General features: G+C 57.3%; 29 protein-coding genes. 22 read left to right on the top strand and 7 right to left on the bottom strand.

Annotated features, from left to right (window positions below; all coding sequences use genetic code 11):
• Nucleotides 1–30: 30 nt before the first annotated feature.
• Entirely contained in the window at nucleotides 31–663 is a 633-nt protein-coding gene (gene crp, locus L6R44_RS15485; RefSeq protein ID WP_000242758.1) for a cAMP-activated global transcriptional regulator CRP, read from the bottom strand.
• Between the two features lie 311 nt (nucleotides 664–974).
• Between crp and L6R44_RS15480 the strand changes: the two genes are divergently transcribed.
• The gene (locus L6R44_RS15480; protein ID WP_014885509.1) at nucleotides 975–1,379 is read left to right on the top strand and encodes an OsmC family protein; all 405 of its coding nucleotides are present in this window, start codon (nucleotides 975–977) and stop codon (nucleotides 1,377–1,379) included.
• A gap of 87 nt (nucleotides 1,380–1,466) precedes the next feature.
• On the opposite strand, the gene L6R44_RS15475 is transcribed toward L6R44_RS15480, so the two are convergent.
• The 3 genes from L6R44_RS15475 to L6R44_RS15465 are packed head-to-tail and all read right to left on the bottom strand — an operon-like array spanning nucleotide 1,467 to nucleotide 3,603.
• Nucleotides 1,467–2,336 (bottom strand): phosphoribulokinase, encoded by an 870-nt coding sequence (locus L6R44_RS15475; RefSeq protein WP_032644550.1) that lies wholly within the window; start codon nucleotides 2,334–2,336, stop codon nucleotides 1,467–1,469.
• A 29-nt stretch (nucleotides 2,337–2,365) separates the two neighbouring features.
• A complete protein-coding gene (locus tag L6R44_RS15470) occupies nucleotides 2,366–2,584 on the bottom strand; it encodes a YheU family protein (RefSeq protein ID WP_008503016.1) in 219 nt (72 codons plus the stop codon).
• On the bottom strand, nucleotides 2,581–3,603 hold the full coding sequence (locus tag L6R44_RS15465; RefSeq protein WP_237424694.1) for a hydrolase: 1,023 nt from the start codon (nucleotides 3,601–3,603) through the stop codon (nucleotides 2,581–2,583). Before L6R44_RS15465 ends, L6R44_RS15470 begins: the two co-directional genes overlap by 4 nt.
• Nucleotides 3,604–3,831: 228 nt before the next feature.
• On the opposite strand from L6R44_RS15465, the gene mdcA reads away from it, so the two are divergent.
• From mdcA to mdcH, 8 genes are all read left to right on the top strand, one after another.
• Complete coding sequence (gene mdcA, locus L6R44_RS15460; protein ID WP_237424693.1) at nucleotides 3,832–5,487, top strand: malonate decarboxylase subunit alpha; 1,656 nt, start codon at nucleotides 3,832–3,834, stop codon at nucleotides 5,485–5,487.
• A complete protein-coding gene (locus L6R44_RS15455) occupies nucleotides 5,487–6,344 on the top strand; it encodes a triphosphoribosyl-dephospho-CoA synthase (RefSeq protein ID WP_237424692.1) in 858 nt (285 codons plus the stop codon). The genes mdcA and L6R44_RS15455 overlap by 1 nt, the downstream gene beginning before the upstream one ends.
• Before the next feature lie 9 nt (nucleotides 6,345–6,353).
• Complete coding sequence (gene mdcC / locus L6R44_RS15450) at nucleotides 6,354–6,653, top strand: malonate decarboxylase acyl carrier protein (RefSeq protein WP_237424691.1); 300 nt, start codon at nucleotides 6,354–6,356, stop codon at nucleotides 6,651–6,653.
• Nucleotides 6,646–7,479 (top strand): biotin-independent malonate decarboxylase subunit beta, encoded by an 834-nt coding sequence (locus tag L6R44_RS15445; protein WP_237424690.1) that lies wholly within the window; start codon nucleotides 6,646–6,648, stop codon nucleotides 7,477–7,479. The genes mdcC and L6R44_RS15445 overlap by 8 nt, the downstream gene beginning before the upstream one ends.
• Complete coding sequence (gene mdcE, locus L6R44_RS15440) at nucleotides 7,479–8,279, top strand: biotin-independent malonate decarboxylase subunit gamma (RefSeq protein ID WP_237424753.1); 801 nt, start codon at nucleotides 7,479–7,481, stop codon at nucleotides 8,277–8,279. Before L6R44_RS15445 ends, mdcE begins: the two co-directional genes overlap by 1 nt.
• A gap of 126 nt (nucleotides 8,280–8,405) precedes the next feature.
• The gene (locus tag L6R44_RS15435) at nucleotides 8,406–9,365 is read left to right on the top strand and encodes an AEC family transporter (RefSeq protein WP_237424689.1); all 960 of its coding nucleotides are present in this window, start codon (nucleotides 8,406–8,408) and stop codon (nucleotides 9,363–9,365) included.
• Nucleotides 9,366–9,367: 2 nt separating this feature from the next.
• The gene (locus L6R44_RS15430; RefSeq protein WP_237424688.1) at nucleotides 9,368–9,985 is read left to right on the top strand and encodes a malonate decarboxylase holo-ACP synthase; all 618 of its coding nucleotides are present in this window, start codon (nucleotides 9,368–9,370) and stop codon (nucleotides 9,983–9,985) included.
• A complete protein-coding gene (gene mdcH / locus L6R44_RS15425) occupies nucleotides 9,985–10,881 on the top strand; it encodes a malonate decarboxylase subunit epsilon (protein ID WP_237424687.1) in 897 nt (298 codons plus the stop codon). The genes L6R44_RS15430 and mdcH overlap by 1 nt, the downstream gene beginning before the upstream one ends.
• 92 nt (nucleotides 10,882–10,973) lie before the next feature.
• On the opposite strand, the gene L6R44_RS15420 is transcribed toward mdcH, so the two are convergent.
• Together L6R44_RS15420 and L6R44_RS15415 are read right to left on the bottom strand one after the other, a co-directional pair.
• Nucleotides 10,974–11,906 (bottom strand): LysR substrate-binding domain-containing protein, encoded by a 933-nt coding sequence (locus L6R44_RS15420; RefSeq protein WP_237424686.1) that lies wholly within the window; start codon nucleotides 11,904–11,906, stop codon nucleotides 10,974–10,976.
• A 15-nt stretch (nucleotides 11,907–11,921) separates the two neighbouring features.
• On the bottom strand, nucleotides 11,922–13,826 hold the full coding sequence (locus tag L6R44_RS15415) for an ABC transporter ATP-binding protein (RefSeq protein WP_237424685.1): 1,905 nt from the start codon (nucleotides 13,824–13,826) through the stop codon (nucleotides 11,922–11,924).
• A 138-nt stretch (nucleotides 13,827–13,964) separates the two neighbouring features.
• Between L6R44_RS15415 and kefG the strand changes: the two genes are divergently transcribed.
• The 4 genes from kefG to slyD all read left to right on the top strand — a co-directional run bounded on the left by kefG (nucleotide 13,965) and on the right by slyD (nucleotide 17,214).
• Nucleotides 13,965–14,516 carry a glutathione-regulated potassium-efflux system ancillary protein KefG gene (gene kefG / locus L6R44_RS15410; RefSeq protein WP_014885493.1) on the top strand — a complete coding sequence of 184 codons (552 nt, stop codon included), beginning with the start codon at nucleotides 13,965–13,967 and terminating at the stop codon, nucleotides 14,514–14,516.
• Nucleotides 14,516–16,321: a glutathione-regulated potassium-efflux system protein KefB gene (kefB, locus tag L6R44_RS15405; RefSeq protein WP_237424684.1), complete on the top strand. Its 1,806-nt coding sequence runs from the start codon at nucleotides 14,516–14,518 to the stop codon at nucleotides 16,319–16,321. The genes kefG and kefB overlap by 1 nt, the downstream gene beginning before the upstream one ends.
• Before the next feature lie 13 nt (nucleotides 16,322–16,334).
• A complete protein-coding gene (locus tag L6R44_RS15400) occupies nucleotides 16,335–16,535 on the top strand; it encodes a YheV family putative zinc ribbon protein (RefSeq protein WP_013099038.1) in 201 nt (66 codons plus the stop codon).
• Between the two features lie 94 nt (nucleotides 16,536–16,629).
• Nucleotides 16,630–17,214 carry a peptidylprolyl isomerase gene (slyD, locus tag L6R44_RS15395; RefSeq protein ID WP_023331458.1) on the top strand — a complete coding sequence of 195 codons (585 nt, stop codon included), beginning with the start codon at nucleotides 16,630–16,632 and terminating at the stop codon, nucleotides 17,212–17,214.
• A gap of 83 nt (nucleotides 17,215–17,297) precedes the next feature.
• Here the strand turns inward: slyD and L6R44_RS15390 are convergent, their stop codons facing one another.
• Nucleotides 17,298–17,516 carry a protein SlyX gene (locus L6R44_RS15390; protein WP_032644537.1) on the bottom strand — a complete coding sequence of 73 codons (219 nt, stop codon included), beginning with the start codon at nucleotides 17,514–17,516 and terminating at the stop codon, nucleotides 17,298–17,300.
• A gap of 237 nt (nucleotides 17,517–17,753) precedes the next feature.
• Here L6R44_RS15390 and fkpA point away from each other — a divergent pair, with 237 nt between their 5' ends.
• The 9 genes from fkpA to L6R44_RS15345 all read left to right on the top strand — a co-directional run.
• On the top strand, nucleotides 17,754–18,572 hold the full coding sequence (gene fkpA / locus L6R44_RS15385; protein WP_032644536.1) for an FKBP-type peptidyl-prolyl cis-trans isomerase: 819 nt from the start codon (nucleotides 17,754–17,756) through the stop codon (nucleotides 18,570–18,572).
• A gap of 166 nt (nucleotides 18,573–18,738) precedes the next feature.
• The gene (locus L6R44_RS15380) at nucleotides 18,739–19,461 is read left to right on the top strand and encodes a helix-turn-helix transcriptional regulator (RefSeq protein WP_003861697.1); all 723 of its coding nucleotides are present in this window, start codon (nucleotides 18,739–18,741) and stop codon (nucleotides 19,459–19,461) included.
• On the top strand, nucleotides 19,461–19,847 hold the full coding sequence (gene tusD, locus L6R44_RS15375) for a sulfurtransferase complex subunit TusD (protein WP_032644535.1): 387 nt from the start codon (nucleotides 19,461–19,463) through the stop codon (nucleotides 19,845–19,847). The genes L6R44_RS15380 and tusD overlap by 1 nt, the downstream gene beginning before the upstream one ends.
• Nucleotides 19,847–20,206 carry a sulfurtransferase complex subunit TusC gene (tusC, locus tag L6R44_RS15370; RefSeq protein WP_237424683.1) on the top strand — a complete coding sequence of 120 codons (360 nt, stop codon included), beginning with the start codon at nucleotides 19,847–19,849 and terminating at the stop codon, nucleotides 20,204–20,206. Before tusD ends, tusC begins: the two co-directional genes overlap by 1 nt.
• 7 nt (nucleotides 20,207–20,213) lie before the next feature.
• Nucleotides 20,214–20,501, top strand: coding sequence for a sulfurtransferase complex subunit TusB (gene tusB / locus L6R44_RS15365; protein WP_032644533.1), 288 nt, complete (start codon nucleotides 20,214–20,216; stop codon nucleotides 20,499–20,501).
• A 124-nt stretch (nucleotides 20,502–20,625) separates the two neighbouring features.
• Complete coding sequence (rpsL, locus tag L6R44_RS15360; protein WP_000246815.1) at nucleotides 20,626–21,000, top strand: 30S ribosomal protein S12; 375 nt, start codon at nucleotides 20,626–20,628, stop codon at nucleotides 20,998–21,000.
• A gap of 96 nt (nucleotides 21,001–21,096) precedes the next feature.
• Nucleotides 21,097–21,567, top strand: coding sequence for a 30S ribosomal protein S7 (gene rpsG, locus L6R44_RS15355; RefSeq protein ID WP_004106370.1), 471 nt, complete (start codon nucleotides 21,097–21,099; stop codon nucleotides 21,565–21,567).
• Between the two features lie 96 nt (nucleotides 21,568–21,663).
• The gene (fusA, locus tag L6R44_RS15350; RefSeq protein WP_008503004.1) at nucleotides 21,664–23,778 is read left to right on the top strand and encodes an elongation factor G; all 2,115 of its coding nucleotides are present in this window, start codon (nucleotides 21,664–21,666) and stop codon (nucleotides 23,776–23,778) included.
• A gap of 69 nt (nucleotides 23,779–23,847) precedes the next feature.
• The coding region (locus L6R44_RS15345) for a GTP-binding protein (RefSeq protein WP_237424682.1) at nucleotides 23,848–24,287 on the top strand (440 nt) is incomplete at its 3' end.

Raw genomic sequence — 24,287 nt, 5'->3', positions numbered from 1 at the left:
ACCTTGCGATGGCACGCCGCTTAAGCGGAATTAACGCGTTCCGTAGACCACGATGGTTTTACCGTGGGCGGAGATCAGGTTCTGATCTTCGAGCATTTTCAGAATACGACCCACTGTTTCACGGGAGCAACCGACGATCTGACCAATTTCCTGACGGGTAATTTTAATTTGCATGCCGTCCGGGTGGGTCATGGCGTCTGGCTGTTTCGCCAGGTTCAACAGGGTTTGAGCGATACGACCCGTCACGTCCAGGAAGGCGAGGTTACCCACTTTCTCTGAGGTGACCTGCAGACGGCGCGCCATCTGGGAAGAAAGACGCATCAGGATGTCCGGGTTTACCTGGATCAGCTGACGGAACTTCTTGTAAGAAATTTCAGCCACTTCACATGCTGTCTTTGCACGAACCCAGGCGCTACGTTCCTGGCCCTCTTCAAACAGGCCCAGTTCACCGATGAAATCGCCCTGGTTCAGATAAGAAAGGATCATCTCTTTCCCTTCTTCATCTTTGATCAGCACTGCCACCGAGCCTTTAACGATGTAATACAACGTTTCCGCTTTTTCACCCTGGTGAATCAGCGTGCTCTTTGATGGGTACTTATGAATGTGGCAATGAGACAAGAACCATTCGAGAGTCGGGTCTGTTTGCGGTTTGCCAAGCACCATGCGCTGTTATCCTCTGTTATAAGCTGTCACCAGAGTCATCAGATGCATCCGGACTCTGGGGTTGCAATCGAATTCTTACCCATACCCTGGGAAGTCGGCTACCGTAACGTTTCGCAGCCAGTAAAGTTTGATGTCCTCTGCATACATGTGTAACGTCAATGTATTACTGTAGCATCCAGAGTGTTTTAGCATAGCTTTCGCCGCGTGTCTCCTGGTGTCTCGCTTCAGCATGATGCAGGTCGCCTTCCATTGCGAGAAATGTAACGCACGCGTAATCTGTCACCAAAAATGCAACGTTGGAGTTTAAGAATATGCAAGCGCGCGTGAAATGGGTTGAAGGTTTAACGTTCCTGGGCGAGTCCGCGTCGGGGCACCAGATTTTGATGGACGGTAACTCCGGCGATAAAGCGCCAAGCCCGATGGAAATGGTGCTGATGGCGGCAGGGGGATGCAGCGCGATTGACGTGGTGTCGATTCTGCAAAAAGGCCGTCATGACGTAACGGATTGTGAGGTCAAACTCACGTCAGAACGTCGCGAAGAGGCGCCACGCCTGTTCACCCACATTAACCTGCACTTTGTGGTGACCGGTAAAGCACTGAAGGACGCGGCGGTTTCCCGTGCGGTGGATCTGTCTGCGGAGAAGTACTGCTCTGTGGCGTTAATGCTGGAGAAAGCGGTAAAAATCACCCATTCGTATGAAGTGATCGAGGCTTAAAAACAAAGCCCGGTGGCGCTGCGCTTACCGGGCCTACAACTGCACGAACGTAGGCCGGATAAGCGAAGCGCCATCCGGCAACAGACGTCACGCAATCTGCTTTCCCTCCATCAACCGCTCCACCAGCGGCGTCATGATGAGCTCCATCGCCAGCCCCATTTTTCCGCCCGGCACCACCAACGTATTCATGTGAGAAATAAATGAGCCCTGCAGCATCGCCAGCAGCCAGGGGTAATCAATGCCTTCGAGATTGCGGAAGTGGATCACCACAAAGCTCTCGTCCAGCGAGGGGATGCTTTTGGCCGCGAACGGGTTGGAAGTGTCCACCGTCGGCACGCGCTGGAAGTTGATGTGGGTGCGGGAGAACTGCGGCGTAAGGTAGTTGATGTAATCTTCCATGGAGCGCACCACCGAGTCCATCACCGCCTCTCGCGAATGGCCGCGCTCGCTCATGTCGCGCGTCAGCTTCTGGATCCACTCCAGGTTTACGATAGGCACCACGCCAACCAGCAGGTCCACGTGGCGCGCCACGTCGTGCTGAGGGGTGACCACGCCGCCGTGCAACCCTTCATAAAACAGCACGTCGGTGGGTTCCGGCAGCGGCTGCCAGGGAGTAAAGGTGCCCGGTACCTGATTCCAGGGAACGGCTTCATCATAGGTATGCAGATACTTGCGTGACTGCCCTTTGCCGCTCTGACCGTACTCAATGAAGGTTTGTTCCAGCAGGCCGAAGTCATTGGCTTCCGGGCCGAAGTAGCTGATGTGTTTACCCAGATCGCGCGCCTTCCGGATGGCCATGTCCATCTCCGGACGCGTGTAGCGGTGAAAGCTGTCGCCTTCGACCTCCGCCGCACGGAGATTCAGCTGGGCGAAAATCTTGCGAAAGGCGAGGCTGGTGGTGGTGGTTCCCGCACCGCTCGACCCCGTAACGGCAATAACCGGATGTCTGGCAGACATAGCAACTCCCTGACTGAAAAAGTGGAAGATCAGCCGTGAAACGCGTTGCGGGGCATGATATTCACCGTCTCATGCAGTTCTGACCACACCAGCACCACGTCGCCGCTTTTCAGCTGGCGCTTAACATCGTTGACCTTTTGCTCAAGCGAGCGTTCCTGTTCACCATAATCGGTGCCTTCGCGTAATACAAAGCTTTCAATCAGATTATCGAGCGTTTCGGGAGCCAGATCCTGCCAGGGAATAATCATTTTGCACCGTCCAGATAAGGGGTTAGCCAGTCAGGAATACGCGTCTCAAGCCACATTTTCGGGCGGCGCAGCGTCCCGCCGATAAACCCGACGTGGCCGCCGTGCTCGGTCAGCTGATACTGAACGTTGTCGGGCAGGAATTCCTGAGCGGGGATCGAGTGATGATCCATAAACGGGTCGTCTTTGGCGTGAATGATCAGCGTCGGCTGGGCGATCTTGCTGAGCAGCGGCATGGCGCTGCACTGGCGATAATAATCAATCGCATCGGCGAAGCCGTGGATTTTCGCGGTGATCAGATCGTCGAACTCGCGAATGCGGCGCACCTTTTTCAGCTGGTGCAGGCTGACCGGCAGGGTATCCGGGTAGGCCTTCAGCTTACGCGCCGCGTTGGCCTTCAGCAGGTTGAGCAGGTAGCGCTGATAGACGCGGGAAAACCCTTTTTCCATATGGTAGCTGCACTGCTCCAGCATAAACGGCGCGGAGACAATAACGGCGGCATCCAGCGGGACGCTTTCGCCCTCTTTGGCCAGCAGACAGGCCAGCATATTGCCGCCCAGCGAATAGCCCACGGCCGCCGTTGGCACCGTGCCGTAATTTTCCCGCAGCCAGTGCAAAAACCAGGTTCCGTCTTCGGTTTCGCCCGAGTGATAGATACGCTTCTGACGATTTGGCTCGCCGCTGCAGCCGCGAAAATGCATCACCACGCCGAGCCAGCCGCGCGCTTTTGCCGCTTCAACTAAGCCGTGCGCATACGGGCTGTGCAGGCTGCCTTCCAGACCGTGAAAGACCACCAGCCGCGGCTTATGGCGCGCCTGCTCCGGTGATTCGCTCCAGGCGAGATCCAGAAAATCACCGTCCGGCAGGTCAAGCCGCTGCCAGTGCGGCGTGAACTGAACCTTGCGGCGGATCAGCCGCGGCAGCATGGTCTGCAAATGGCAGTTGGCCACGCCGCGCATGGGCACGAACTCGGTGCTGTCTTCGGCTGCAATGTCGAAGCCTGATGGAATGATTTGGGTCATAAGGGCGATGCTGATTCTTGTCAGATATTAACGATACTTTCCGAATTGTACCCCGTTTAGCCTGGTTTTCCGAAACATGAACTGATCCCGATCACAAATCTTTACCTTGATTATTACTCTCAGGCTAATGATTCCGCTCTACGCTTAATTGATGCCTTTCTCACCAGAGCGCACACTTTACTCAACGTTAAGCAAATCAAAATGATTAGCTGAATCAGGAGGTTAATAATGTTATCTGGGCAAACACCCACCCGGCAATGGAACACGCGACGCAGCGAAAAAGCGCGTCGCCTGGCGTCCGTACCGGTGCAGGGCAAGGTACTGCCAACCGGCGATCTCGTCGCCATGCTGGAAAAACTGATCGCGCCTGGCGACAAGGTCGTTCTGGAAGGTAACAACCAGAAGCAGGCGGATTTCCTTTCCCGCTCGCTGGCCGAAGTGAACCCGCAAGTTGTCCACGACCTGCATATGATCATGCCGAGCGTCGGGCGCAGCGAGCATCTGGATATCTTCGAGAAAGGCATCGCCCGCAAGCTGGACTTCTCCTTCTCCGGCACCCAGAGCCTGCGAATCTCCCAGCTGCTGGAAGATGGTCAGCTCGAAATCGGCGCTATTCACACCTACATCGAACTTTACTCACGCCTCTACGTCGACCTCTCGCCCAACGTGGCGCTGATTGCCGGCTTTAAGGCAGACCGCAAGGGCAACCTCTACACCGGGGCGAGCACCGAAGATACCCCGGCGCTGGTGGAAGCCGCCGCCTTCCACGACGGCATCGTCATCGCGCAGGTGAACGAGCTGGTGGACGACGAATGCGATCTGCCGCGCGTGGATATTCCGGGCTCCTGGATTGACTATGTTGTCGTTGCCGACAGGCCGTTCTTTATCGAACCGCTGTTTACCCGCGACCCGCGCCTGATTAAACAGGAGCACATCCTGATGGCGATGATGGCGATCAAAGGCATCTACGCGGAACATCAGGTGCAGTCCCTGAACCACGGGATCGGCTTTAATACCGCGGCGATTGAGCTGCTGCTGCCGACCTACGGCGAACAGCTTGGCCTCAAGGGCAAAATCTGTAAGCACTGGACGCTGAACCCGCATCCGACGCTGATCCCCGCCATCGAAAGCGGGTGGGTCGAAAGCGTGCACTGCTTCGGCGGCGAGCTGGGGATGGAAGAGTACATCCGCGCCCGTCCGGACGTGTTCTTTACCGGTGCCGACGGCTCGATGCGCTCCAACCGCGCGTTCTGCCAGCTGGCCGGTCAGTACGCGGTCGATATGTTTATCGGCTCAACCCTGCAGGTTGATGGTTACGCCAACTCCTCAACGGTGACCCGCGGCCGTCTCTCCGGCTTCGGCGGTGCGCCAAACATGGGGCACGACCCGCACGGTCGTCGCCACGCCACACCGGCCTGGCTGAACATGATCACTGAACCAGACCCGATGCAGCGCGGTAAAAAACTCGTCGTGCAGATGGTCGAAACCTTCCAGGCGGGCGTGAAGCCGACCTTCGTGGAAAAACTCGATGCCGTTGACGTGGCGAAAGCCTCCGGCATGCCGCTGGCGCCCGTGATGATCTACGGCGATGACGTGACGCACGTGCTGACGGAAGAGGGGATTGCCTACCTCTATCGCGCCAAAGATCTTGAGGAGCGTCGGGCGATGGTTGCCGCCGTGGCGGGGATCACCGATATCGGCCTGGGCGTGGACGCTAAACGCGTGGCGGAACTGCGCCAGAGCGGCAAGGTTGTGTATCCGGAAGATATGGGCATTCGCCGCACCGACGCCACCCGCTCTCTGCTGGCGGCAGGCAGCGTGTCGGACCTCGTTGAATGGTCCGGCGGCTTGTACAACCCGCCTGCGAAATTCCGGAGCTGGTAATGAAACTTCTGCCCCAGATTCAGGTTGAAGGCGGTGCCGAATGGCTGGCGCGAACCGCCACGCAGTGTCTGATTGACGAAGCACGTTTAAGCCCGAAACCCGGTCTGGTGGACAGTCGGGGGAACGGCGCGCACCACGATTTATCCCTTGCGCTAATGGAGCGCTCCGCGCACAGCCTGACCCCGACGTTTCAGGCGCTGGCGCAGCAAAGCTGGCAGCGTCCGGCAGATATTGCGCTTCGGCAAACCGTTGGCCGTCTTGGCCGTGAAGGCGAGCAGCAGATGATGGCTGCAACCGGCGGCGTAAACACCCATCGCGGCGCGATTTGGGCGCTGGGGCTGCTGGTTAGCGCGGTGGCGATGCTGGGCGGGAATGAAGGGGCGCACGACGTCGCCCGCACCGCCGCGCAGCTGGCAACGCTGCCGGACGACGCGGCTCCGAAGGTGTTCAGCAAAGGCCTGCGCGCCACGCACCGCTACCGCGTGCCGGGCGCGCGCGAAGAGGCTCAGCGGGCGTTTCCGCACGTTATGCAGCGCGCGCTGCCGCAGCTTCGCCTGAGCCGCCTCAGCGGCAGCAGCGAAGCGCACGCCAGGATCGACGCGCTGATGGCGATCATGACCTCGCTCACCGACACCTGCGTGCTGTCGCGCGCGGGAATGGAGGGGCTGGACGCCATGCAGGACGGCGCCCGTGCGGTGCTGAATGCCGGAGGCTCTGCAACGGCTGCGGGCCAGCAGGCGCTGGCGAGCTTAGACCGTCAGATGCTGGCGCTTAACGCTTCGCCGGGCGGCGCAGCCGACCTGCTTGCCGCCACGCTGTTTCTCGATCGCATCGAAACGCCTTATTCAAAGCATTAAGAGGATGTTGTGGAAAAAATCACATTGACCGTGCCAGCCAGCCGCGCGTTAAGCGGCAGGTCGCTGGCAGGCGTCGTCGGCTCCGGGGATATGGAGGTGCTCTTCACCGCCGAACCGGGACAGACGTTAACCATTGATATCACCACCTCCGTCGACAACAGCCGGGGGCGCTGGGAGGCGCTGTTCAACCGCCTGCAAACCGTCAGCAGCCTGCCGGCGGGAAAACTGACCATTCATGATTTCGGCGCGACGCCGGGCGTGGCCCGCATTCGTATCGAACAGGTTTTTGAGGGGGTGAGCCATGCGTGATGACAGCAGCTTTATCGAACTGAAAGCGCGGCAGCGCGCGCAGGCCCTGCTCGACGCAGGCAGCTACCGCGAACTGCTGGACCCGTTTGAAGGCATTATCTCGCCGTGGCTTGGGCCGCAGGGGATTGTGCCGCAGGCGGACGACGGGATGGTGGTAGCAAAAGGCACCATCAACGGTCAGCCAGCCGTTGTCGTGGCGATTGAAGGCGCGTTCCAGGGCGGCAGCATGGGCGAAGTGTCCGGTGCCAAAATGGCGGCGGCGCTGGAGCTGGCGGCGGAGGATAACCGCAACGGCATTCCGACTCAGGCAGTGCTGTGTCTTGAAACCGGCGGCGTGCGCCTGCAGGAAGCAAACCTCGGCCTGGCGGCGATTGCCGATATCCACGCGGCGATTGTGGACCTGCGTCGCTACACGCCCGTCATCGGGATTGTGGCCGGAACCGTGGGCTGCTTCGGCGGGATGTCCATTGCGGCAGCGCTGTGCAGCTACCTGATTGTCACCCGCGAAGCGCGCCTCGGCCTCAACGGCCCGCAGGTTATCGAGCAGGAGGCGGGCATTGAGGAGTACGACTCCCGCGACCGTCCGTTTATCTGGAGCATGACCGGGGGCGAAGTGCGCTATCAAAGCGGGCTGGTGGATGCCCTGGTGGGTGACGGCGTGCACGCGGTGAAAGCGGCGATGAACGATGCGATTGCCAAAGGCGTCCCCGCGAAACACCGCACCGATAACTACGACGATTACCTGACCCGTCTGACGAATTTCGACACCCGCAAGCAGGCCGATGCCGAACAGATTAACGCGCTTTTTGCCCGGGAGGTGAAATGATGAGTAATTCAAAAAGCCGTGGCGAACGCTGGCTGGAAACCCTCGCCCCAAACGCCAAACGTGTGGCAGGACTGTGCCCGTCCGTGCAGGCGGCAGACGGCGAGCTGAACGGCGAAGCGGTGCGCTTTGTCGCCGTGGTGCCGGACGCCAACAACCACTTCCCGCGCGCGGCGAAAGGGGAAGTCGGTCTGCTGGAAGGCTGGACCCTGGCGAAAGTGGTGAGCGAAACCGTGGCCGAGGATGCCAGTAAGTCCGTGAAGCGCCCGATTGTGGCGGTGATCGACGTCCCCAGCCAGGCCTATGGCCGACGCGAAGAGGCGTTTGGTATTCATCAGGCGCTGGCCGGTGCGGCAGCTGCGTATGCGAATGCACGCCTGGCCGGTCACCCGGTGATTGGGCTTATCGTCGGCAAGGCGATGTCCGGCGCGTTTCTGGCGCACGGCTACCAGGCCAACCGCCTGATTGCCTTCAACGACAAAGGCGTGCTGATCCACGCGATGGGCAAAGAGTCTGCGGCGCGCATTACGCTGCGTACCGTCGACGCGCTGGAAAAACTGGCGGCCACCATTCCGCCTATGGCGTATGACATCAGCAACTACGCCACCCTGGGGCTGCTTTCAAACCTGCTGGACATCAGCAACCCGGATGCTCCATCCGATAACGATCTGGCGCAGGTGAAAACCACCCTGCAACAGGCCATCAGTGACGCTCGTCAGGACACCACGTTGAACAATCGTCTGGGTGCTGACAACCGCCGCAGCTCGGCGCTCGTACGCGAACGCATGCGGGCCAGCTGGTAAGTAAAAAAGAGACCTGCCAGATGCATAACCCCGTGGGCGCGTTCGCCGCGCCCGCGCGGGGGCCTGCATCCTGAAAAATAATAATCATCGCGCCAGTGCTAAAACTTTTTTTACTACAGGTGATTTATGACTTACGTAATTGTTCATGCTCTTGCACCGATTTTCGTCATCATGCTGCTGGGTTTCTGGGCCGGTAAGGCAAAGATGGTCGATAACAAAAACGTTTCCCTGCTGAATATCTTCGTGATGGATTTCGCTCTGCCCGCCGCGCTGTTCAGCGCCACCGTGCAAACGCCGTGGACCGGCATCGTGGCCCAGTCGCCGCTGATTCTGGTGCTGACCCTGGCGATGTGGATCACCTATGCGGTCATCTACTTCCTCGCGACCAATGTCTTTAAAAAATCCCCGCAGGATGCGGCCGTGCTGACGCTGACCGTCGCCCTGCCAAACTATGCGGCGCTTGGCCTGCCGATTCTGGGCAGCGTGCTGGGTGAAGGTTCATCGACATCACTGTCGGTTGCGGTCTCCATCGCCTGCGGTTCGGTGCTGATGACCCCGTTCTGCCTGCTCATTCTTGAACGTGAAAAAGCGCGTGGCGAAGGGAATAGCTCTGGCTCTACGCTCTCCATGCTGCCGGTGCTGATGTGGCGTTCGATTAAAAAACCGATCGTGATGGGCCCGCTGCTGGGTGTGATTCTGTCCGCCATCGGGATCAAAATGCCGGAACTGGTTCTTGCGGCGATTAAACCGCTGGGGCTGTCCGCCACCGCTGCCGCGCTGTTCCTGACCGGGGTGATCCTCTCTGCCCGTAAGCTGCAGATCAACACCATGATGATTACGTCAACCATCGCCAAGCTGCTGATTCAGCCAGCGATTGCCTGGGGCATTGTGCTGATCTTCGGCCTGCATGGCTCCGTGGCGATCACCGCTATCCTGATGATTGCACTTTCTGCGGGCTTCTTCGGCGTGGTGTTCGGTAACCGCTTTGGCGTGCAGTCGCCGGATGCTGAAGCCGTGCTGCTGTTAAGCTCCGTACTGTGTATCCTGTCGCTGCCGCTGTTTATCTCGCTGACTTCAGGAATGTAATCATGACCACAACATTACGCCCGCACGACCTCATCTGGCTTACCGCGCGCGATACGCTGGAAGGCATCACCGAATCCTGGGTGGAGGCGGCCTGGCATACCGGCCTGCCGGTGGTGGTGCGGCGTGATGTTGACAGTGAAGGCCGTATTCCCGTTGGCGTGCGCGGACTGCGTCGCGACCAGCGTGCGGCCGGATGGGTGAAGCCGGAAAACGTGCTGCGCGTGGTGTCACCCGAATCACTGAGCGTAACGGCGGACCTGCTGCGTTCGCCGTTTGTTACCCAGCCACCGGTTCAGGTGGCGCTTCAGCTTTCTCAGCAGGCGTGGCCGTGGGCGTGGGGCATTACCGGCAGCACCGGCTACGCGCTGGCGACCGGCATTCCGGTCATTCACGCCGACAGCGATCTCGACCTGCTGATCCGCGCCCCGCGGCCGATTTCCCCTGACGCATTTACCGCATGGCAGTCGCAGCTTGGCCGCGCATTGTGCCGGGCGGATACCCAGGTGGATACCCCTGAAGGGGGATTTGCGCTGGCGGAGTGGCTGCGCGACGGCAAAACGCTGCTGAAAACGAGCCGCGGACCGCGCCTGGTGGCCGATCCGTGGCGCAGGGAGGAGTGATGAAAATACTGTTTACCTTTCCGGGGCAGGGCACGCAGCACGAAGGCATGCTGCAAAACCTGCCGGGAACGACGCTGGCAGAGGCGCGAGAGGTGCTGGGCAGCGAAGTCGATACGCTGGATAGTGCGGCCTCACTCGCTCACACCCGCGCGGTTCAGCTGTGTCTGCTGATTTCTGGCGTAGCCTGGGCGCGCGAGCTCGAACGGCGCGGCGTGACGCCGGACATTGTGAGCGGGCTTTCAATCGGCGCTTATCCTGCGGCGGTCATCGCGGGCGCGCTGGACTTTACCGACGCGCTGAAGCTGGTTGCGTTGCGCGGCGATCTCATGGAGCAGGCGTATCCGCACGGCTATGGCCTGACGGCGATTATGGGCCTGACGTTGCCGCAGGTGGAAACGCTCATCGACGGCACGGGAACGTACATTGCCAACCTGAATGCCGAAACGCAGATCGTGATTGCGGGAAGCGATGACGGGATGGCGCAGGTGGCGGCACGCGCGCTGGCAAAAGGGGCGAGCAAGGCCAGGCGGCTGGCGGTCAGCGTACCGTCCCACTGCGCACTGCTGGCGGATCCGGCGCAGAGGCTGGCGTCGGCGTTTGAATCGGTCACGCTTTCACGCCCGCGCTGCGCGTATCTGAGCGGCAGCACCGGACGGGTGCTCTGGCAGCCGGAAAAAATTGCCGACGATCTGGCGATGAATATGGCGCGAACGGTGCGCTGGCAGGAGGCGATGATTTCAGCGAACGAACGTGAGGCCCGGCTGGCGATCGAAATGCCGCCCGGCGGCGTGCTGACCTGCCTGACGCGACAGGCGGCGTGGGAAGGGGAGACGATTTCACTGGAGCGCAGCGGCGTGGATGTGGCGGTGCATCTGGCGCGTCGGCTTCGTGCGTGAGTTTTTTGCCGGGTGGCGGCTTCGCCTTACCCGGCCTACTCCCGAATTGTAGTTTTGTAGGCCGGGTAAGCGCAGCGCCACCCGGCAAGGCATCACGCACTATCCTGCAAGCTGCGCGCATACATCCGCCCTTCGGCGGCGAGCGCGCGCAGGCTTGGATCCTGCTCGCGATTGCGGGCGAAGACAATCGCAATCAGCTGCTGCATCTGGTACGGCTCCGCCAGCTTCAACAGCTGCACCGAATTTTCATACACCTTCTTCATCCTGCCCGGCATCAGCGTAAAGCCAACGCCCGCCTGCACCAGGCTCAGCATCGAGAAAATGTCGTTCACGCGCGTGACGATCTCCGGCTCGAACCCGGCGATATGAAACGCGTCCTGAAAGCCCGCGTAAGTTGCAAACCCTTCCGCCAGCGAGACAAACTTCTGATCCTTGTAGTCCCGCAGATCCGCAGGCCCGCTGGTGTTCAGCGTGGCGGAAGCCGGGGCGGCAAGGAAAATGTCGTCGTGGAAAAGGGGGAGAACCTCAAGGGTGTTGCGGTCGATATCGCTTTCGGAGATGGAGATCAATATGGCGTCCAGCGACCCGTCATCCAGCATGTGGAGTAACGTTTCGTTAGAACCCATCGTCAGATCCATTTCCAGATCCGGGCGACGCAGCTTCATGCCCATAATCAGGCGCGGGACGGTTTCCAGGGTGAGCGAGTAGAGCGTACCGACGCGCAGTCGCCCCTGGCCGATGCCGGCAATTTTGCGCGCTTCATCAAGCCCGCGCTCCATTACCTGCATCACCTCCTGGCAATACTCCAGCAGGGTCCAGGCGGAAGGCAGGGCAATCAGGTTTCGCCCCTTGTGGGTAAAGAGCGGACAGCGCACGTTCTCTTCCAGGGTGTGCAGCGCGCGGTGCACGCTGACGCCGCTCAGGCCCAGCGTTTCGGCGGTACGCGCGATATTCCCCTTCTCCATAAACGTCATGAAGATGCTGAGCTTGCGGAACGTAATCTCGCTCGTGATATCGAAACTCATAGCTCTCCCGGCGTGTTAGTCGGCCTGCAGCATCGCTTCCAGCTGTTCCTGCGCGTCGAGCCATGACATCTCACACTCTTCAAGGCTCGATTTGGTCTTCGCCTGGGTTTGCAGGCAGTCCGTCAGTTCCGCTTTACGGCTCTGGTCATACAGACCGCTGTCGCCGAGCTTCTCTTCTACGGCCGCAAGCGTGGCGTTAAGCTTTTCCATCTCTTTTTCGAGACGGGCAATCTCCTTACGCAGCGGCTGCGTCTGGGTGCGCAGCTCCGCTTCCCGGCGCTTCTGGTCCTTACGCGCCTGCGCGCTGTTGGCGTTATCTTTTGCCGACTCCTCCGGCTGGTTCTCCTGCTTCTGCACGTCCGTCAGCCACTGCTGGTAGTCTTCCAGATCGCCGTCGAACGGTTCGACTTTGCCGTCGTGTACCAGGTAGAGATCGTCCGTGGTGGAGCGGATCAGGTGACGATCGTGCGACACCACCACCAGCGCGCCTTCGAACTCGATCAGCGCTTCGGTCAGCGCCTGACGCATGTCGAGATCCAGGTGGTTGGTCGGTTCATCGAGCAGCAGCAGGTTCGGGCGCTGCCAGACGATCAGCGCCAGCACCAGGCGGGCTTTTTCGCCGCCGGAGAAACGCTCGGTGTTTTCGGTGACCTTATCGCCCTGGAAGCCGAAGCCGCCGAGATAGTCGCGCAGCTTCTGCTCCATCTCCTGCGGCGCCAGGCGCGCGAGGTGCTGAATCGGGGATTCATCCGCGCGTAAAAATTCCAGCTGATGCTGGGCGAAGTAGCCCAGCTTGATGCCCTTCGCCAGGCCGATTTCACCCTTGACCGGGTTAAGCTCGCCCGCCAGCAGCTTGATCAGCGTCGATTTACCGGCACCGTTGCGCCCCAGCAGGCCAATACGTGAACCCGGCACCAGGTTGAGCTTGATGGAGTCGAGAATGATGCGGTCGTTATAACCCGCGCTCACCTTCTCCATTTTCAGCAGCGGGTTCGGCAGGCTTTCCGGCGCGCGGAAGCTGAAGTGGAACGGGTTGTCGACGTGCGCCGGGGCGATCATCTCCATGCGCTCCAGCATCTTGATGCGGCTCTGGGCCTGCTTGGCTTTTGACGCCTTAGCCTTGAAGCGATCCACAAAGCTCTGCAGGTGCGCCACGCGCTGCTGCTGGCTTTCGTACATGGACTGCTGCTGGGCAAGACGCGTCGCGCGCTGGCGCTCGAAGGAGCTGTAGTTGCCGGTGTACTCGAACATCGTTTGCTGTTCGATATGAATGATTTTATCCACCACCGGGTCGAGGAAGTCCCGGTCGTGGGAGATCAGAATCAGAGTGCCCTGATAGCTCTTAAGCCACTTCTCCAGCCAAATAACCGCATCGAGATCGAGGTGGTTAGTCGGTTCATCGAGCAGCAGCAGGTCAGAGCGGCAGATCAGCGCCTGCGCCAGGTTGAGGCGCATACGCCAGCCGCCGGAGAAGTCGCTGACCGGGCGTTCCAGCTGTTCATTGCTGAAGCCCAGGCCGTGCAGCAGGCTGGAGGCGCGGGAGCGAATGGTCCACGCGTCGATGGCGTCCAGCTTGCCGTGAACGGTGGCGATGGCGTGACCGTCGTTGCGCTCGTTAGCGGCGTTGAGTTCCGCCTCAAGCTTACGGTACTCGCGGTCGCCGTCGATAACATAGTCGAGAGCCGGTTCGCTCAGGGCTGGCGTCTCCTGGTTCACCCAGGCGAGCTGCCAGTTCCCGGGGAAGGTGAAGTTACCGCCATCCGCGCTAATCTCGTTTTTCAGCAGCGCCAGCAGCGTGGATTTACCGCAGCCGTTTTTGCCGACCAGACCCACCTTTTGGCCCGGGTTGATGGTAGCAGTGGCGTTATCCAGCAGGACGCGCACGCCGCGACGAATTTGTAACGAGGAGAAAACAATCATAGAAGCGCCGTATGTTCCGACTATGTTAATTTGTCATTATGATAATGTAAGGTGTGGGCCATTTTCCGCACCGGGCCGCCATGGTAGCCCAAAACAGCGACGATACACAAAAACAGAAACAAGACCGGGAGGGGAATGATGTCTCAGACAGCAAAAGTGCTGCTGCTGTATGCCCATCCGGAATCTCAGGACTCGGTGGCAAACCGGGTGCTGCTTAAGCCGGCCACACAGCTCAGTAACGTCACGGTGCACGATCTCTACGCGCACTATCCTGATTTCTTTATTGATATCCCTTACGAGCAGGAGCTGCTGCGTCAGCATGACGTGATTGTTTTCCAGCATCCGCTTTATACCTACAGCTGTCCGGCGCTGCTTAAAGAGTGGCTGGACCGCGTGCTGAGCCGGGGCTTCTCCAGCGGGGTGGGGGGCAACCAGCTGGCGGGAAAGTACTGGCGTAGCGTGATTACGACCGGTGAACCCGAAAGCGCTTACCGTCACGACGGGCTGAACCGTTATCCGATGAGCGACATTCTGCGGCCTTTCGAGCTGACGGCGGCGATGTGCCGCATGCACTGGATGAGCCCGATTATCGTCTACTGGGCCCGACGCCAGGATCCAAAAGAGCTGGCAAGCCACGCCAGAGCCTACGGTGAATGGCTGGCGTCACCCATTCCGGCAGGAGGTCGTTAATGGAAGGATCGAATTTGCTCCTCGCCGGGGTGCTGTTTTTATTTGCGGCCGTCGTCGCGGTACCGCTCGCTGCCCGCATTGGCATCGGGGCGGTGCTGGGGTATCTGCTGGCGGGGATCGCCATTGGCCCCTGGGGACTGGGATTCATCAGCGATGTGGATGAGATCCTCCATTTCTCCGAGCTGGGCGTGGTGTTCCTGATGTTCATCATCGGCCTGGAGCTGAACCCCTCTAAATTGTGGCAGCTCCGACGCTCTATCTTTGGCGTGGGCGCCGCCCAGGTGGTGTTCAGCGCCGCGATCCTGGGCGGCCTGTTAATGCTGACCCACTTTTCATGGCAGGCGGCGGTAATTGGCGGGATAGGCCTGGCGATGTCGTCAACGGCAATGGCCTTGCAGCTCATGCGCGACAAGGGGATGAACCGCAACGAGGCCGGTCAGCTGGGCTTTTCGGTGCTGCTGTTCCAGGATTTGGCGGTGATCCCGGCGCTGGCGCTGGTGCCGCTGCTGGCGGGCTCCGGCGACGACCACTTCGACTGGGCGAAAATCGCCATGAAGGTGCTGGCCTTTGCGGGCATGCTGATTGGCGGACGTTTCCTGTTACGTCCGGTGTTTCGCTTTATTGCCGCATCGGGCGTACGCGAGGTGTTTACCGCCGCGACGCTGCTGCTGGTGCTGGGATCGGCACTGTTTATGGATGCGCTGGGGCTGTCGATGGCGCTCGGGACCTTTATCGCCGGGGTGCTGCTGGCGGAGAGTGAGTATCGGCACGAGCTGGAAATTGCCATCGATCCCTTCAAGGGGCTGCTGTTAGGCCTGTTCTTTATTTCGGTGGGAATGGCGCTTAACCTTGGCGTGCTCTATACCCATCTGCTGTGGGTGGTGGTGAGCGTCGCCATCCTGGTGGCGGTGAAAATGCTGGTGCTTTACGTTATGGCGCGCATTTACGGCTTGCGCAGTTCGGAACGCATGCAGTTTGCCAGCGTGTTAAGCCAGGGGGGCGAGTTCGCGTTTGTGCTGTTCTCTACCGCCTCCTCCCAGAAGCTGTTTAAAGACGATCAGATGGCGCTTTTGCTGGTGACGGTCACGCTGTCGATGATGACCACGCCGCTGCTGATGAAGCTGGTGGACAAGCTGCTTTCACGGCGCCTGAATCCGACGGACGATGAAGATGAAGCTCCGTGGGTGGAAGACGATAAGCCGCAGGTGATTGTAGTGGGCTTTGGCCGTTTCGGGCAGGTGATTGGTCGCCTGCTGATGGCCAACAAAATGCGCATTACGGTGCTGGAAAGGGACATTAGCGCTGTAAACCTGATGCGTAAATATGGCTATAAAGTGTATTACGGCGATGCCACTCAGCTTGAGCTGCTTCGCTCGGCGGGGGCTGAAGCGGCCGACTCCATCGTGATTACCTGTAACGATCCGGAAGACACGATGAAGCTGGTGGATCTGTGCCAGCAGCATTTCCCGCATCTGCATATTCTGGCGCGTGCCCGGGGACGTGTTGAAGCTCACGAATTGCTGCAGGCGGGTGTGAAACACTTCTCCCGCGAGACGTTCTCCAGTGCCCTGGAGCTGGGGCGTAAAGCGCTGATCTCGCTGGGCATGCATCCGCATCAGGCGCAGCGCGCACAGATGCACTTCCGTCGGCTGGATATGCGCATGCTGCGCGAGCTGATGCCGGTCCATTCCGATACGGCGCAGATCTCCCGCGTGCGGGAAGCGCGTCGCGAGCTGGAGGAGATCTTCCAGCGCGAGATGCAACAGGAACGACGCCAGCTTGACGGCTGGGATGAATTTGAATAAAGGGTAACGAAAGATGGCTGTACGTAAACGCTTTATCGCGGGTGCAAAGTGCCCGTCCTGCCAGGCGCAAGATACGCTGGCGATGTGGCGGGAAAATAATATTGATGTTGTTGAGTGTGTTAAGTGCGGTCACCAGATGCGTGAGGCCGACAAAGAGGCTCGCGATCACGTTCGCAAAGAAGAGCAAGTGATCGGCATTTTTCATCCGGACTAGCGATATGCCCTGAGTTTTTTTAAGCTAAAGGGTACACGGGTGCAGATTTCCGCTACAATCTGCGCCAGCAATTTTCCCACGCTCAGGAGATATCATGAAAGTAGCAAAAGACCTGGTGGTCAGCCTGGCCTATCAGGTACGTACAGAAGACGGTGTGTTGGTTGATGAGTCTCCGGTGAGTGCGCCGCTTGACTACCTGCATGGTCACGGCTCCCTGATTTCCGGCCTGGAAACTGCGCTGGAAGGTCATGAAGTTGGCGACAAATTTGACGTTGCTGTGGGCGCGAACGACGCTTACGGTCAATATGACGACAACCTGGTTCAGCGCGTTCCTAAAGACGTGTTCATGGGCGTTGACGAACTGCAGGTTGGCATGCGCTTCCTGGCTGAAACTGACCAGGGCCCGGTTCCTGTTGAGATCACCGAAGTGGAAGACGACCACGTTGTGGTTGACGGCAACCACATGCTGGCCGGTCAGAACCTGAAGTTCAACGTAGAAGTTGTTGCGATCCGTGAAGCGACCGAAGAAGAGCTGGCTCATGGCCACGTTCACGGTGCGCACGGTCACGACCATGACCACGATCACGGTCATGACGGCTGCTGCGGTGGTCACGGCCACGACCATGGTCACGACCACGGTAAAGGCGGTTGCGGTAACGGCGGCTGCGGCTGTCACTAATACCTGCCATGGGTAGGTAGGCCCGGTAAGCTTCGCGCCACCGGGCACAAAAAAAAGCGGGGAACTCCCGCTTTTTTTACGCCTCAATAATGAGGGGGGGGCGTCTCTTCTGACTGAGAGGCAATGTTTGACGGCTGTGTAGCTTTCAGCTTTTCCGTCAGCAGGCGCATATGGTCCCGCAATTTTGCCATTTCGAGCTCATGGGCGGTCACGGTCTGGTTTAGCTCTTCGATGGTGATGTCCTGAAAAGCCAGGCGGCTTTCCAGTTCAGCCAGTCTCGCTTCTATTGCTGTATCCTTCATCATTCACCTCGTTTATTTCAGATTCGCCAAAATGGCCCAGCGGCGGCGCAGTTTAACCGAGTTTATCCCTAAGTACAGTTCGCATCCCCTGACAAGAAACTTATTTAAACAAAAATAGTCTGAAAAGTGGCGAGAATTGGACGTGTCTGTCTGTAGATTTCTTCTGCAACGTTTTATAGTACGTCACTCATTTACGTTTAACGCTGGGGTGAGAGTCCCCAGGCCCTGGAGATATGGATGAAATCACTGTTTAAAGTAACGCTGCTGGCGACGACGATGGCTGTTGCGCTGAACGCGCCGCTGTCATTCGCTGCTGATACTGCTGCGAAGCCTGCTGCCACTGCAGACAGCAAAGCGGCGTTCAAAAATGACGACCAGAAATCCGCCTACGCACTGGGCGCATCTCTGGGCCGTTACATGGAAAACTCTCTGAAAGAACAAGAGAAGCTGGGCATCAAACTGGATAAAGCTCAGCTGATCGCCGGCGTTCAGGACGCATTTGCAGATAAGAGCAAGCTGTCTGACCAGGAAATTGAACAGACTCTGCAGGCGTTCGAAGCGCGCGTGAAGGGTGCCGCGCAGACCAAGATGGACGCGGACGCGAAAGACAACGAAGCGAAGGGCAAAGCCTTCCGCGATACCTTTGCTAAAGAGAAGGGTGTGAAAACCTCTTCTACTGGCCTGGTGTACAAAGTTGAGAAAGAAGGCACCGGCGATGCGCCTAAAGACAGCGACACCGTTGTGGTGAACTACAAGGGTACGCTGATCGACGGTAAAGAGTTCGACAACTCTTACACCCGCGGTGAGCCGCTCTCCTTCCGTCTTGACGGTGTGATCCCAGGCTGGACCGAAGGCCTGAAAAACATCAAGAAAGGCGGCAAGATCAAGATGGTTATCCCACCGGATCTGGCCTATGGCAAAACCGGCGTTCCGGGGATCCCTGCTAACTCTACGCTGGTCTTCGACGTAGAGCTGCTGGACATCAAACCGGCACCGAAAGCGGATGCCAAAGCAGACGCACCGGCTGACGATAAAGCCGCTGCTGCTAAGAAGTAATGCTGAAAAAAAACCGCCGCCTTTAAGGCGGCGGTTTTTTATTGTGGGGCAGATATAATTAACACTGGAAAGCGTTAGGCACGCTGTATTAATTTAGTTGTCCGTGTAGATAATGAGCCTGCCCTGAAAACCTAACGACAGGCTCCTGAAAAGGAGTGTTTTTTTCATGTCCAGGTCGCTTTTAACCAACGAAACCAGTGAACTTGATTTGCTGGATCAACGTCCTTTCGATCAGACCGACTTCGATATTCTGAAATCCTACGAAGCGGTAGTGGACGGGTTAGCGATGCTCATTGGCTCCCACTGCGAAATCGTATTGCACTCCCTGCAAGATCTGAAGTGCTCCGCCATCCGTATTGCGAATGGTGAGCATACTGGCCGTAAAATTGGTTCGCCTATTACCGACCTTGCATTGCGTATGTTGCATGACATGACCGGCGCGGACAGCAGCGTCTCCAAATGCTATTTCACCCGCGCCAAAAGCGGCGTGCTGATGAAGTCAGAAACCATTGCGATTCGAAACCGCGAGCATCGTGTGATTGGGCTGCTGTGCATCAATATGAATCTTGATGTGCCATTCTCGCAAATCATGAGCACCTTTATTCCTCCAGAAACGCCGGATGTGGGCTCCTCCGTTAACTTTGCCTCCTCCGTTGAAGATCTGGTGACGCAGACGCTTGAGTTTACGATTGAAGAGGTGAATGCCGATCGCAACGTCTCGAACAACGCCAAGAATCGCCAGATCGTGCTCAATCTCTATGAAAAAGGGATTTTTGATATTAAAGACGCCATCAACCAGGTGGCCGATCGTCTGAACATCTCCAAGCACACGGTCTACCTCTACATTCGCCAGTTCAAAAGCGGTGATTTCCTGGGGCAAGACAAGTAATGCGTTTTGCGTTAATGGTGACGGGCCCGGCGTACGGGACTCAGCAGGCCAGCAGCGCGCTGCAGTTTGCGCATGCGCTAGTGGCGGCCGGGCATGAGCTGGCAAGCGTCTTCTTCTATCGGGAAGGGGTGTATAACGCGAATCAGTTTACGTCCCCGGCGAGCGACGAGTTTGATCTGGTGCGCGCCTGGCAGGCATTAAACGAAAAACAGGGCGTAGAACTGCACATCTGCGTTGCGGCAGCACTGCGCCGCGGTGTGACCGATGCTACCGAAGCCGAGCGCCTTGGTTTATCGGGTTCTAACCTGCAGCCTGGTTTTTCGTTGAGTGGTCTGGGGGCACTGGCGCAGGCGGCATTAACCTGCGACAGAGTGGTGCAATTCTGATGAAGCGCGTGGCATTTGTATTTACCTCTGCGCCGCACGGCAGCGCTTCAGGCCGAGAGGGGCTGGATGCGTTACTCGCGACGTCCGCGCTGACCGAAGATATCGGCGTCTTCTTTTTGGGCGACGGGGTGTTTCAGCTTCTTGCGGGCCAGCAGCCGCAGGCCATCCTGGCACGTGATTACATCGCGACGTTCAAGGTCTTACCGCTTTACGATATCGACACGTTCTATCTCTGCGCCGACTCCCTGGCCGCTCGCGGTCTGAATGAGAAGACGCCTTTCGTGCTGGATGCGACGGTCCTGTCTTCTGCTGCATTGCGCGAACAGCTTTCCCACTACGATACCGTTCTGACTTTCTGAGGCTGCCATGCTCCACACTCTGAGCCATTCACCGTGGCAATGTGATACCGACACGCTGCTGAGCATGCTGCGCGAAGGTGACCATGTGCTGCTTATTCAGGACGGTGTGCTTGCCGCGCTGGAAGGCAGCCGTTTCGTTGAAATTCTCACGAATGCCCCCATAACAGTCTCTGCGCTGAAAGACGATCTGGATGCGCGGGGTCTTTCTGGTCAAATTTCAGCCAAAGTTGACGTGGTTGGCTATACTGATTTCGTCAATCTTACTGTGACGCATGCCAGTCAAATGAACTGGTGATTTGAGATCGCTGTATATTTCTTGACACCTTTTCGACGTAGCCCTAAAATTTCGCGTCCTCATATTGTATGAGGTCGTTTTATTACGTGTTTACGAAGCAAAAGCTAAAACCAGGAGCTATTTAATGGCAACAGTTAACCAGCTGGTACGCAAACCACGTGCACGCAAAGTTGCGAAAAGCAACGTGCCTGCGCTGGAAGCCTGCCCGCAGAAACGTGGCGTATGTACTCGTGTATATACCACCACTCCTAAAAAACCAAACTCCGCACTGCGTAAAGTATGCCGTGTGCGTTTGACTAACGGTTTCGAAGTGACTTCCTACATCGGTGGTGAAGGTCACAACCTGCAGGAGCACTCCGTGATCCTGATCCGTGGCGGTCGTGTTAAAGACCTTCCGGGTGTTCGTTACCACACCGTTCGTGGTGCGCTCGACTGCTCAGGTGTTAAAGACCGTAAGCAGGCTCGCTCCAAGTACGGCGTGAAGCGTCCTAAGGCTTAATGGTTCTCCGTTAAGTAAGGCCAAACTGATTTATCTTAATGTCACACTAAACTCTTTGAGTTTTGGACAATCCTGAATTAACAACGGAGTATTCCCATGCCACGTCGTCGCGTCATTGGTCAGCGTAAAATCCTTCCAGATCCGAAATTCGGATCAGAACTGCTGGCAAAATTTGTAAATATCCTGATGGTAGATGGTAAAAAATCTACTGCAGAAGCAATCGTATACAGCGCGCTTGAGACCCTGGCTCAGCGTTCTGGTAAAAATGAACTGGAAGCTTTCGAAGTCGCTCTCGACAACGTTCGCCCAACCGTAGAAGTTAAGTCCCGCCGCGTTGGTGGTTCTACTTATCAGGTTCCAGTTGAAGTTCGTCCGGTTCGTCGTAATGCTCTGGCAATGCGTTGGATCGTTGAAGCTGCTCGTAAACGCGGTGATAAATCCATGGCTCTGCGTCTGGCGAACGAACTTTCTGATGCTGCAGACAACAAAGGTACTGCAGTTAAGAAACGTGAAGACGTTCACCGTATGGCAGAAGCCAACAAGGCGTTCGCACACTACCGTTGGTAATCCCTTCGGAGTCTTAGTCACCAGGCGGGCGCTTCAGAGAAGCCGCCCGCTCTGGGTAACTTAACTGAACGCCTAAAGATATAAACGAGGAATCAAATGGCTCGTACAACACCCATCGCACGCTACCGTAACATCGGTATCAGTGCGCACATCGACGCCGGTAAAACCACTACTACCGAACGTATTCTGTTCTACACCGGTGTAAACCACAAAATCGGTGAAGTTCATGACGGCGCAGCCACCATGGACTGGATGGAACAGGAGCAGGAGCGTGGTATCACTATCACCTCCGCAGCGACTACTGCATTCTGGTCAGGTATGGCTAAGCAGTACGAACCGCATCGCGTAAACATCATCGACACCCCAGGGCACGTTGACTTCACCATCGAAGTAGAACGTTCCATGCGTGTTCTTGACGGCGCGGTAATGGTTTATTGCGCAGTTGGTGGTGTTCAGCCACAGTCTGAAACCGTATGGCGTCAGGCGAACAAATATAAAGTTCCACGCATCGCGTTCGTTAACAAAATGGACCGTATGGGTGCTAACTTCCTGAAAGTTGTTGGTCAGATCAAAACCCGTCTGGGCGCGAACCCTGTTCCGCTGCAGCTGGCAATTGGTGCTGAAGAAGGCTTCACCGGCGTTATCGACCTGGTGAAAATGAAAGCCATCAACTGGAACGATGCAGACCAGGGCGTTACCTTCGAATACGAAGATATCCCAGCTGCAATGCAGGACCTGGCTGACGAATGGCACCAGAACCTGATCGAATCCGCTGCTGAAGCTTCTGAAGAGCTGATGGAGAAATACCTGGGTGGTGAAGAACTGACTGAAGAAGAGATCAAAAAAGCTCTGCGTCAGCGCGTTCTGAACAACGAAATCATCCTGGTAACCTGTGGTTCTGCGTTCAAGAACAAAGGTGTTCAGGCGATGCTGGATGCGGTAGTTGACTACCTGCCATCCCCGGTTGACGTTCCTGCGATCAACGGCATCCTGGACGACGGTAAAGATACCCCGGCTGAGCGTCACGCAAGCGACGAAGAGCCATTCTCTGCACTGGCGTTCAAAATTGCTACCGACCCATTCGTGGGTAACCTGACCTTCTTCCGCGTTTACTCTGGTGTGGTTAACTCCGGTGACACCATCCTGAACTCCGTGAAAGCGGCGCGTGAGCGTTTTGGCCGTATCGTACAGATGCACGCTAACAAACGTGAAGAGATCAAAGAAGTTCGTGCGGGCGACATCGCTGCAGCTATCGGTCTGAAAGACGTGACCACGGGTGACACCCTGTGTGACCCGGATCACCCGATCATTCTGGAGCGTATGGAATTCCCAGAGCCGGTAATCTCCATCGCGGTTGAACCAAAAACCAAAGCTGACCAGGAAAAAATGGGTCTGGCTCTGGGCCGTCTGGCGAAAGAAGACCCATCATTCCGCGTGTGGACTGATGAAGAATCTAACCAGACCATCATCGCTGGTATGGGTGAACTGCACCTGGACATCATCGTTGACCGTATGAAGCGTGAATTCAACGTTGAAGCTAACGTGGGTAAACCTCAGGTTGCTTACCGCGAAGCGATTCGCGCGAAAGTTACCGACATTGAAGGTAAACACGCTAAGCAGTCTGGTGGTCGCGGTCAGTACGGTCACGTTGTGATCGACATGTACCCACTGGAGCCGGGCTCTAACCCGAAAGGTTACGAGTTCATCAACGACATCAAAGGTGGTGTAATTCCTGGCGAATACATCCCAGCCGTTGATAAAGGCATCCAGGAACAGCTGAAAGCGGGCCCTCTGGCTGGCTATCCAGTTGTTGATATGGGTGTTCGTCTGCACTTCGGTTCTTACCACGACGTTGACTCCTCTGAACTGGCGTTTAAACTGGCTGCGTCTATTGCCTTTAAAGAAGGCTTTAAGAAAGCAAAACCAGTTCTGCTTGAGCCAATCATGAAGGTTGAAGTAGAAACTCCTGAAGAGAACACCGGTGACGTTATCGGTGACTTGAGCCGTCGTCGCGGTATGCTGCGTGGTCAGGAATCCGAAGTAACTGGCGTTAAGATCCACGCTGAAGTTCCGCTGTCTGAAATGTTCGGATATGCAACTCAGCTGCGTTCTCTGACCAAAGGTCGTGCATCATACACCATGGAATTCCTGAAGTATGATGATGCGCCTAACAACGTTGCTCAGGCCGTTATTGAAGCCCGTGGTAAGTAATCCACAGGATTAAAACCTAAGTCCCGTGCTCTCTCCAAAGGGGAGAGCACTATAGTAAGGAATATAGCCGTGTCTAAAGAAAAATTTGAACGTACAAAACCGCACGTCAACGTTGGTACTATCGGCCACGTTGACCATGGTAAAACTACCCTGACTGCTGCAATCACTACCGTTCTGGCTAAAACCTACGGTGGTTCTGCTCGTGCATTCGACCAGATCGATAACGCACCAGAAGAAAAAGCTCGTGGTATCACCATCAACACTTCCCACGTTGAATACGACACCCCGACTCGCCACTACGCACACGTAGACTGCCCAGGCCACGCCGACTATGTTAAAAACATGATCACCGGTGCTGCGCAGATGGACGGCGCGATCCTGGTTGTTGCTGCGACTGACGGCCCAATGCCTCAGACTCGTGAGCACATCCTGCTGGGTCGTCAGGTAGGCGTTCCTTTCATCATCGTGTTCCTGAACAAATGCGACATGGTTGATGACGAAGAGCTGCT

The organism is Enterobacter cloacae complex sp. ECC445 (assembly GCF_021892025.1).
In the GTDB taxonomy this organism is placed as follows: Bacteria; Pseudomonadota; Gammaproteobacteria; order Enterobacterales; family Enterobacteriaceae; genus Enterobacter; species Enterobacter chengduensis.
This window is presented reverse-complemented; position numbering and strand designations above follow the sequence as displayed.

Excerpts from the sequence above, each read along its gene's own strand:
- L6R44_RS15480 (WP_014885509.1), top strand. The coding sequence starts at position 975 with ATGCAAGCGCGCGTGAAATGGGTTGAAGGTTTAACGTTCCTGGGCGAG.
- mdcA (WP_237424693.1), top strand. The coding sequence starts at position 3,832 with ATGTTATCTGGGCAAACACCCACCCGGCAATGGAACACGCGACGCAGC.
- L6R44_RS15435 (WP_237424689.1), top strand. The coding sequence starts at position 8,406 with ATGACTTACGTAATTGTTCATGCTCTTGCACCGATTTTCGTCATCATG.
- rpsG (WP_004106370.1), top strand. The coding sequence starts at position 21,097 with ATGCCACGTCGTCGCGTCATTGGTCAGCGTAAAATCCTTCCAGATCCG.
- tusD (WP_032644535.1), top strand. The coding sequence starts at position 19,461 with ATGCGTTTTGCGTTAATGGTGACGGGCCCGGCGTACGGGACTCAGCAG.
- L6R44_RS15475 (WP_032644550.1), bottom strand. The coding sequence starts at position 2,336 with ATGTCTGCCAGACATCCGGTTATTGCCGTTACGGGGTCGAGCGGTGCG.
- L6R44_RS15380 (WP_003861697.1), top strand. The coding sequence starts at position 18,739 with ATGTCCAGGTCGCTTTTAACCAACGAAACCAGTGAACTTGATTTGCTG.
- rpsL (WP_000246815.1), top strand. The coding sequence starts at position 20,626 with ATGGCAACAGTTAACCAGCTGGTACGCAAACCACGTGCACGCAAAGTT.
- L6R44_RS15445 (WP_237424690.1), top strand. The coding sequence starts at position 6,646 with ATGCGTGATGACAGCAGCTTTATCGAACTGAAAGCGCGGCAGCGCGCG.
- L6R44_RS15390 (WP_032644537.1), bottom strand. The coding sequence starts at position 17,516 with ATGAAGGATACAGCAATAGAAGCGAGACTGGCTGAACTGGAAAGCCGC.
- kefB (WP_237424684.1), top strand. The coding sequence starts at position 14,516 with ATGGAAGGATCGAATTTGCTCCTCGCCGGGGTGCTGTTTTTATTTGCG.
- L6R44_RS15415 (WP_237424685.1), bottom strand. The coding sequence starts at position 13,826 with ATGATTGTTTTCTCCTCGTTACAAATTCGTCGCGGCGTGCGCGTCCTG.
- L6R44_RS15420 (WP_237424686.1), bottom strand. The coding sequence starts at position 11,906 with ATGAGTTTCGATATCACGAGCGAGATTACGTTCCGCAAGCTCAGCATC.
- L6R44_RS15430 (WP_237424688.1), top strand. The coding sequence starts at position 9,368 with ATGACCACAACATTACGCCCGCACGACCTCATCTGGCTTACCGCGCGC.
- kefG (WP_014885493.1), top strand. The coding sequence starts at position 13,965 with ATGTCTCAGACAGCAAAAGTGCTGCTGCTGTATGCCCATCCGGAATCT.
- fusA (WP_008503004.1), top strand. The coding sequence starts at position 21,664 with ATGGCTCGTACAACACCCATCGCACGCTACCGTAACATCGGTATCAGT.
- crp (WP_000242758.1), bottom strand. The coding sequence starts at position 663 with ATGGTGCTTGGCAAACCGCAAACAGACCCGACTCTCGAATGGTTCTTG.
- tusB (WP_032644533.1), top strand. The coding sequence starts at position 20,214 with ATGCTCCACACTCTGAGCCATTCACCGTGGCAATGTGATACCGACACG.
- fkpA (WP_032644536.1), top strand. The coding sequence starts at position 17,754 with ATGAAATCACTGTTTAAAGTAACGCTGCTGGCGACGACGATGGCTGTT.
- tusC (WP_237424683.1), top strand. The coding sequence starts at position 19,847 with ATGAAGCGCGTGGCATTTGTATTTACCTCTGCGCCGCACGGCAGCGCT.
- L6R44_RS15465 (WP_237424694.1), bottom strand. The coding sequence starts at position 3,603 with ATGACCCAAATCATTCCATCAGGCTTCGACATTGCAGCCGAAGACAGC.
- L6R44_RS15455 (WP_237424692.1), top strand. The coding sequence starts at position 5,487 with ATGAAACTTCTGCCCCAGATTCAGGTTGAAGGCGGTGCCGAATGGCTG.
- mdcE (WP_237424753.1), top strand. The coding sequence starts at position 7,479 with ATGAGTAATTCAAAAAGCCGTGGCGAACGCTGGCTGGAAACCCTCGCC.
- L6R44_RS15400 (WP_013099038.1), top strand. The coding sequence starts at position 16,335 with ATGGCTGTACGTAAACGCTTTATCGCGGGTGCAAAGTGCCCGTCCTGC.
- mdcH (WP_237424687.1), top strand. The coding sequence starts at position 9,985 with ATGAAAATACTGTTTACCTTTCCGGGGCAGGGCACGCAGCACGAAGGC.
- slyD (WP_023331458.1), top strand. The coding sequence starts at position 16,630 with ATGAAAGTAGCAAAAGACCTGGTGGTCAGCCTGGCCTATCAGGTACGT.
- L6R44_RS15470 (WP_008503016.1), bottom strand. The coding sequence starts at position 2,584 with ATGATTATTCCCTGGCAGGATCTGGCTCCCGAAACGCTCGATAATCTG.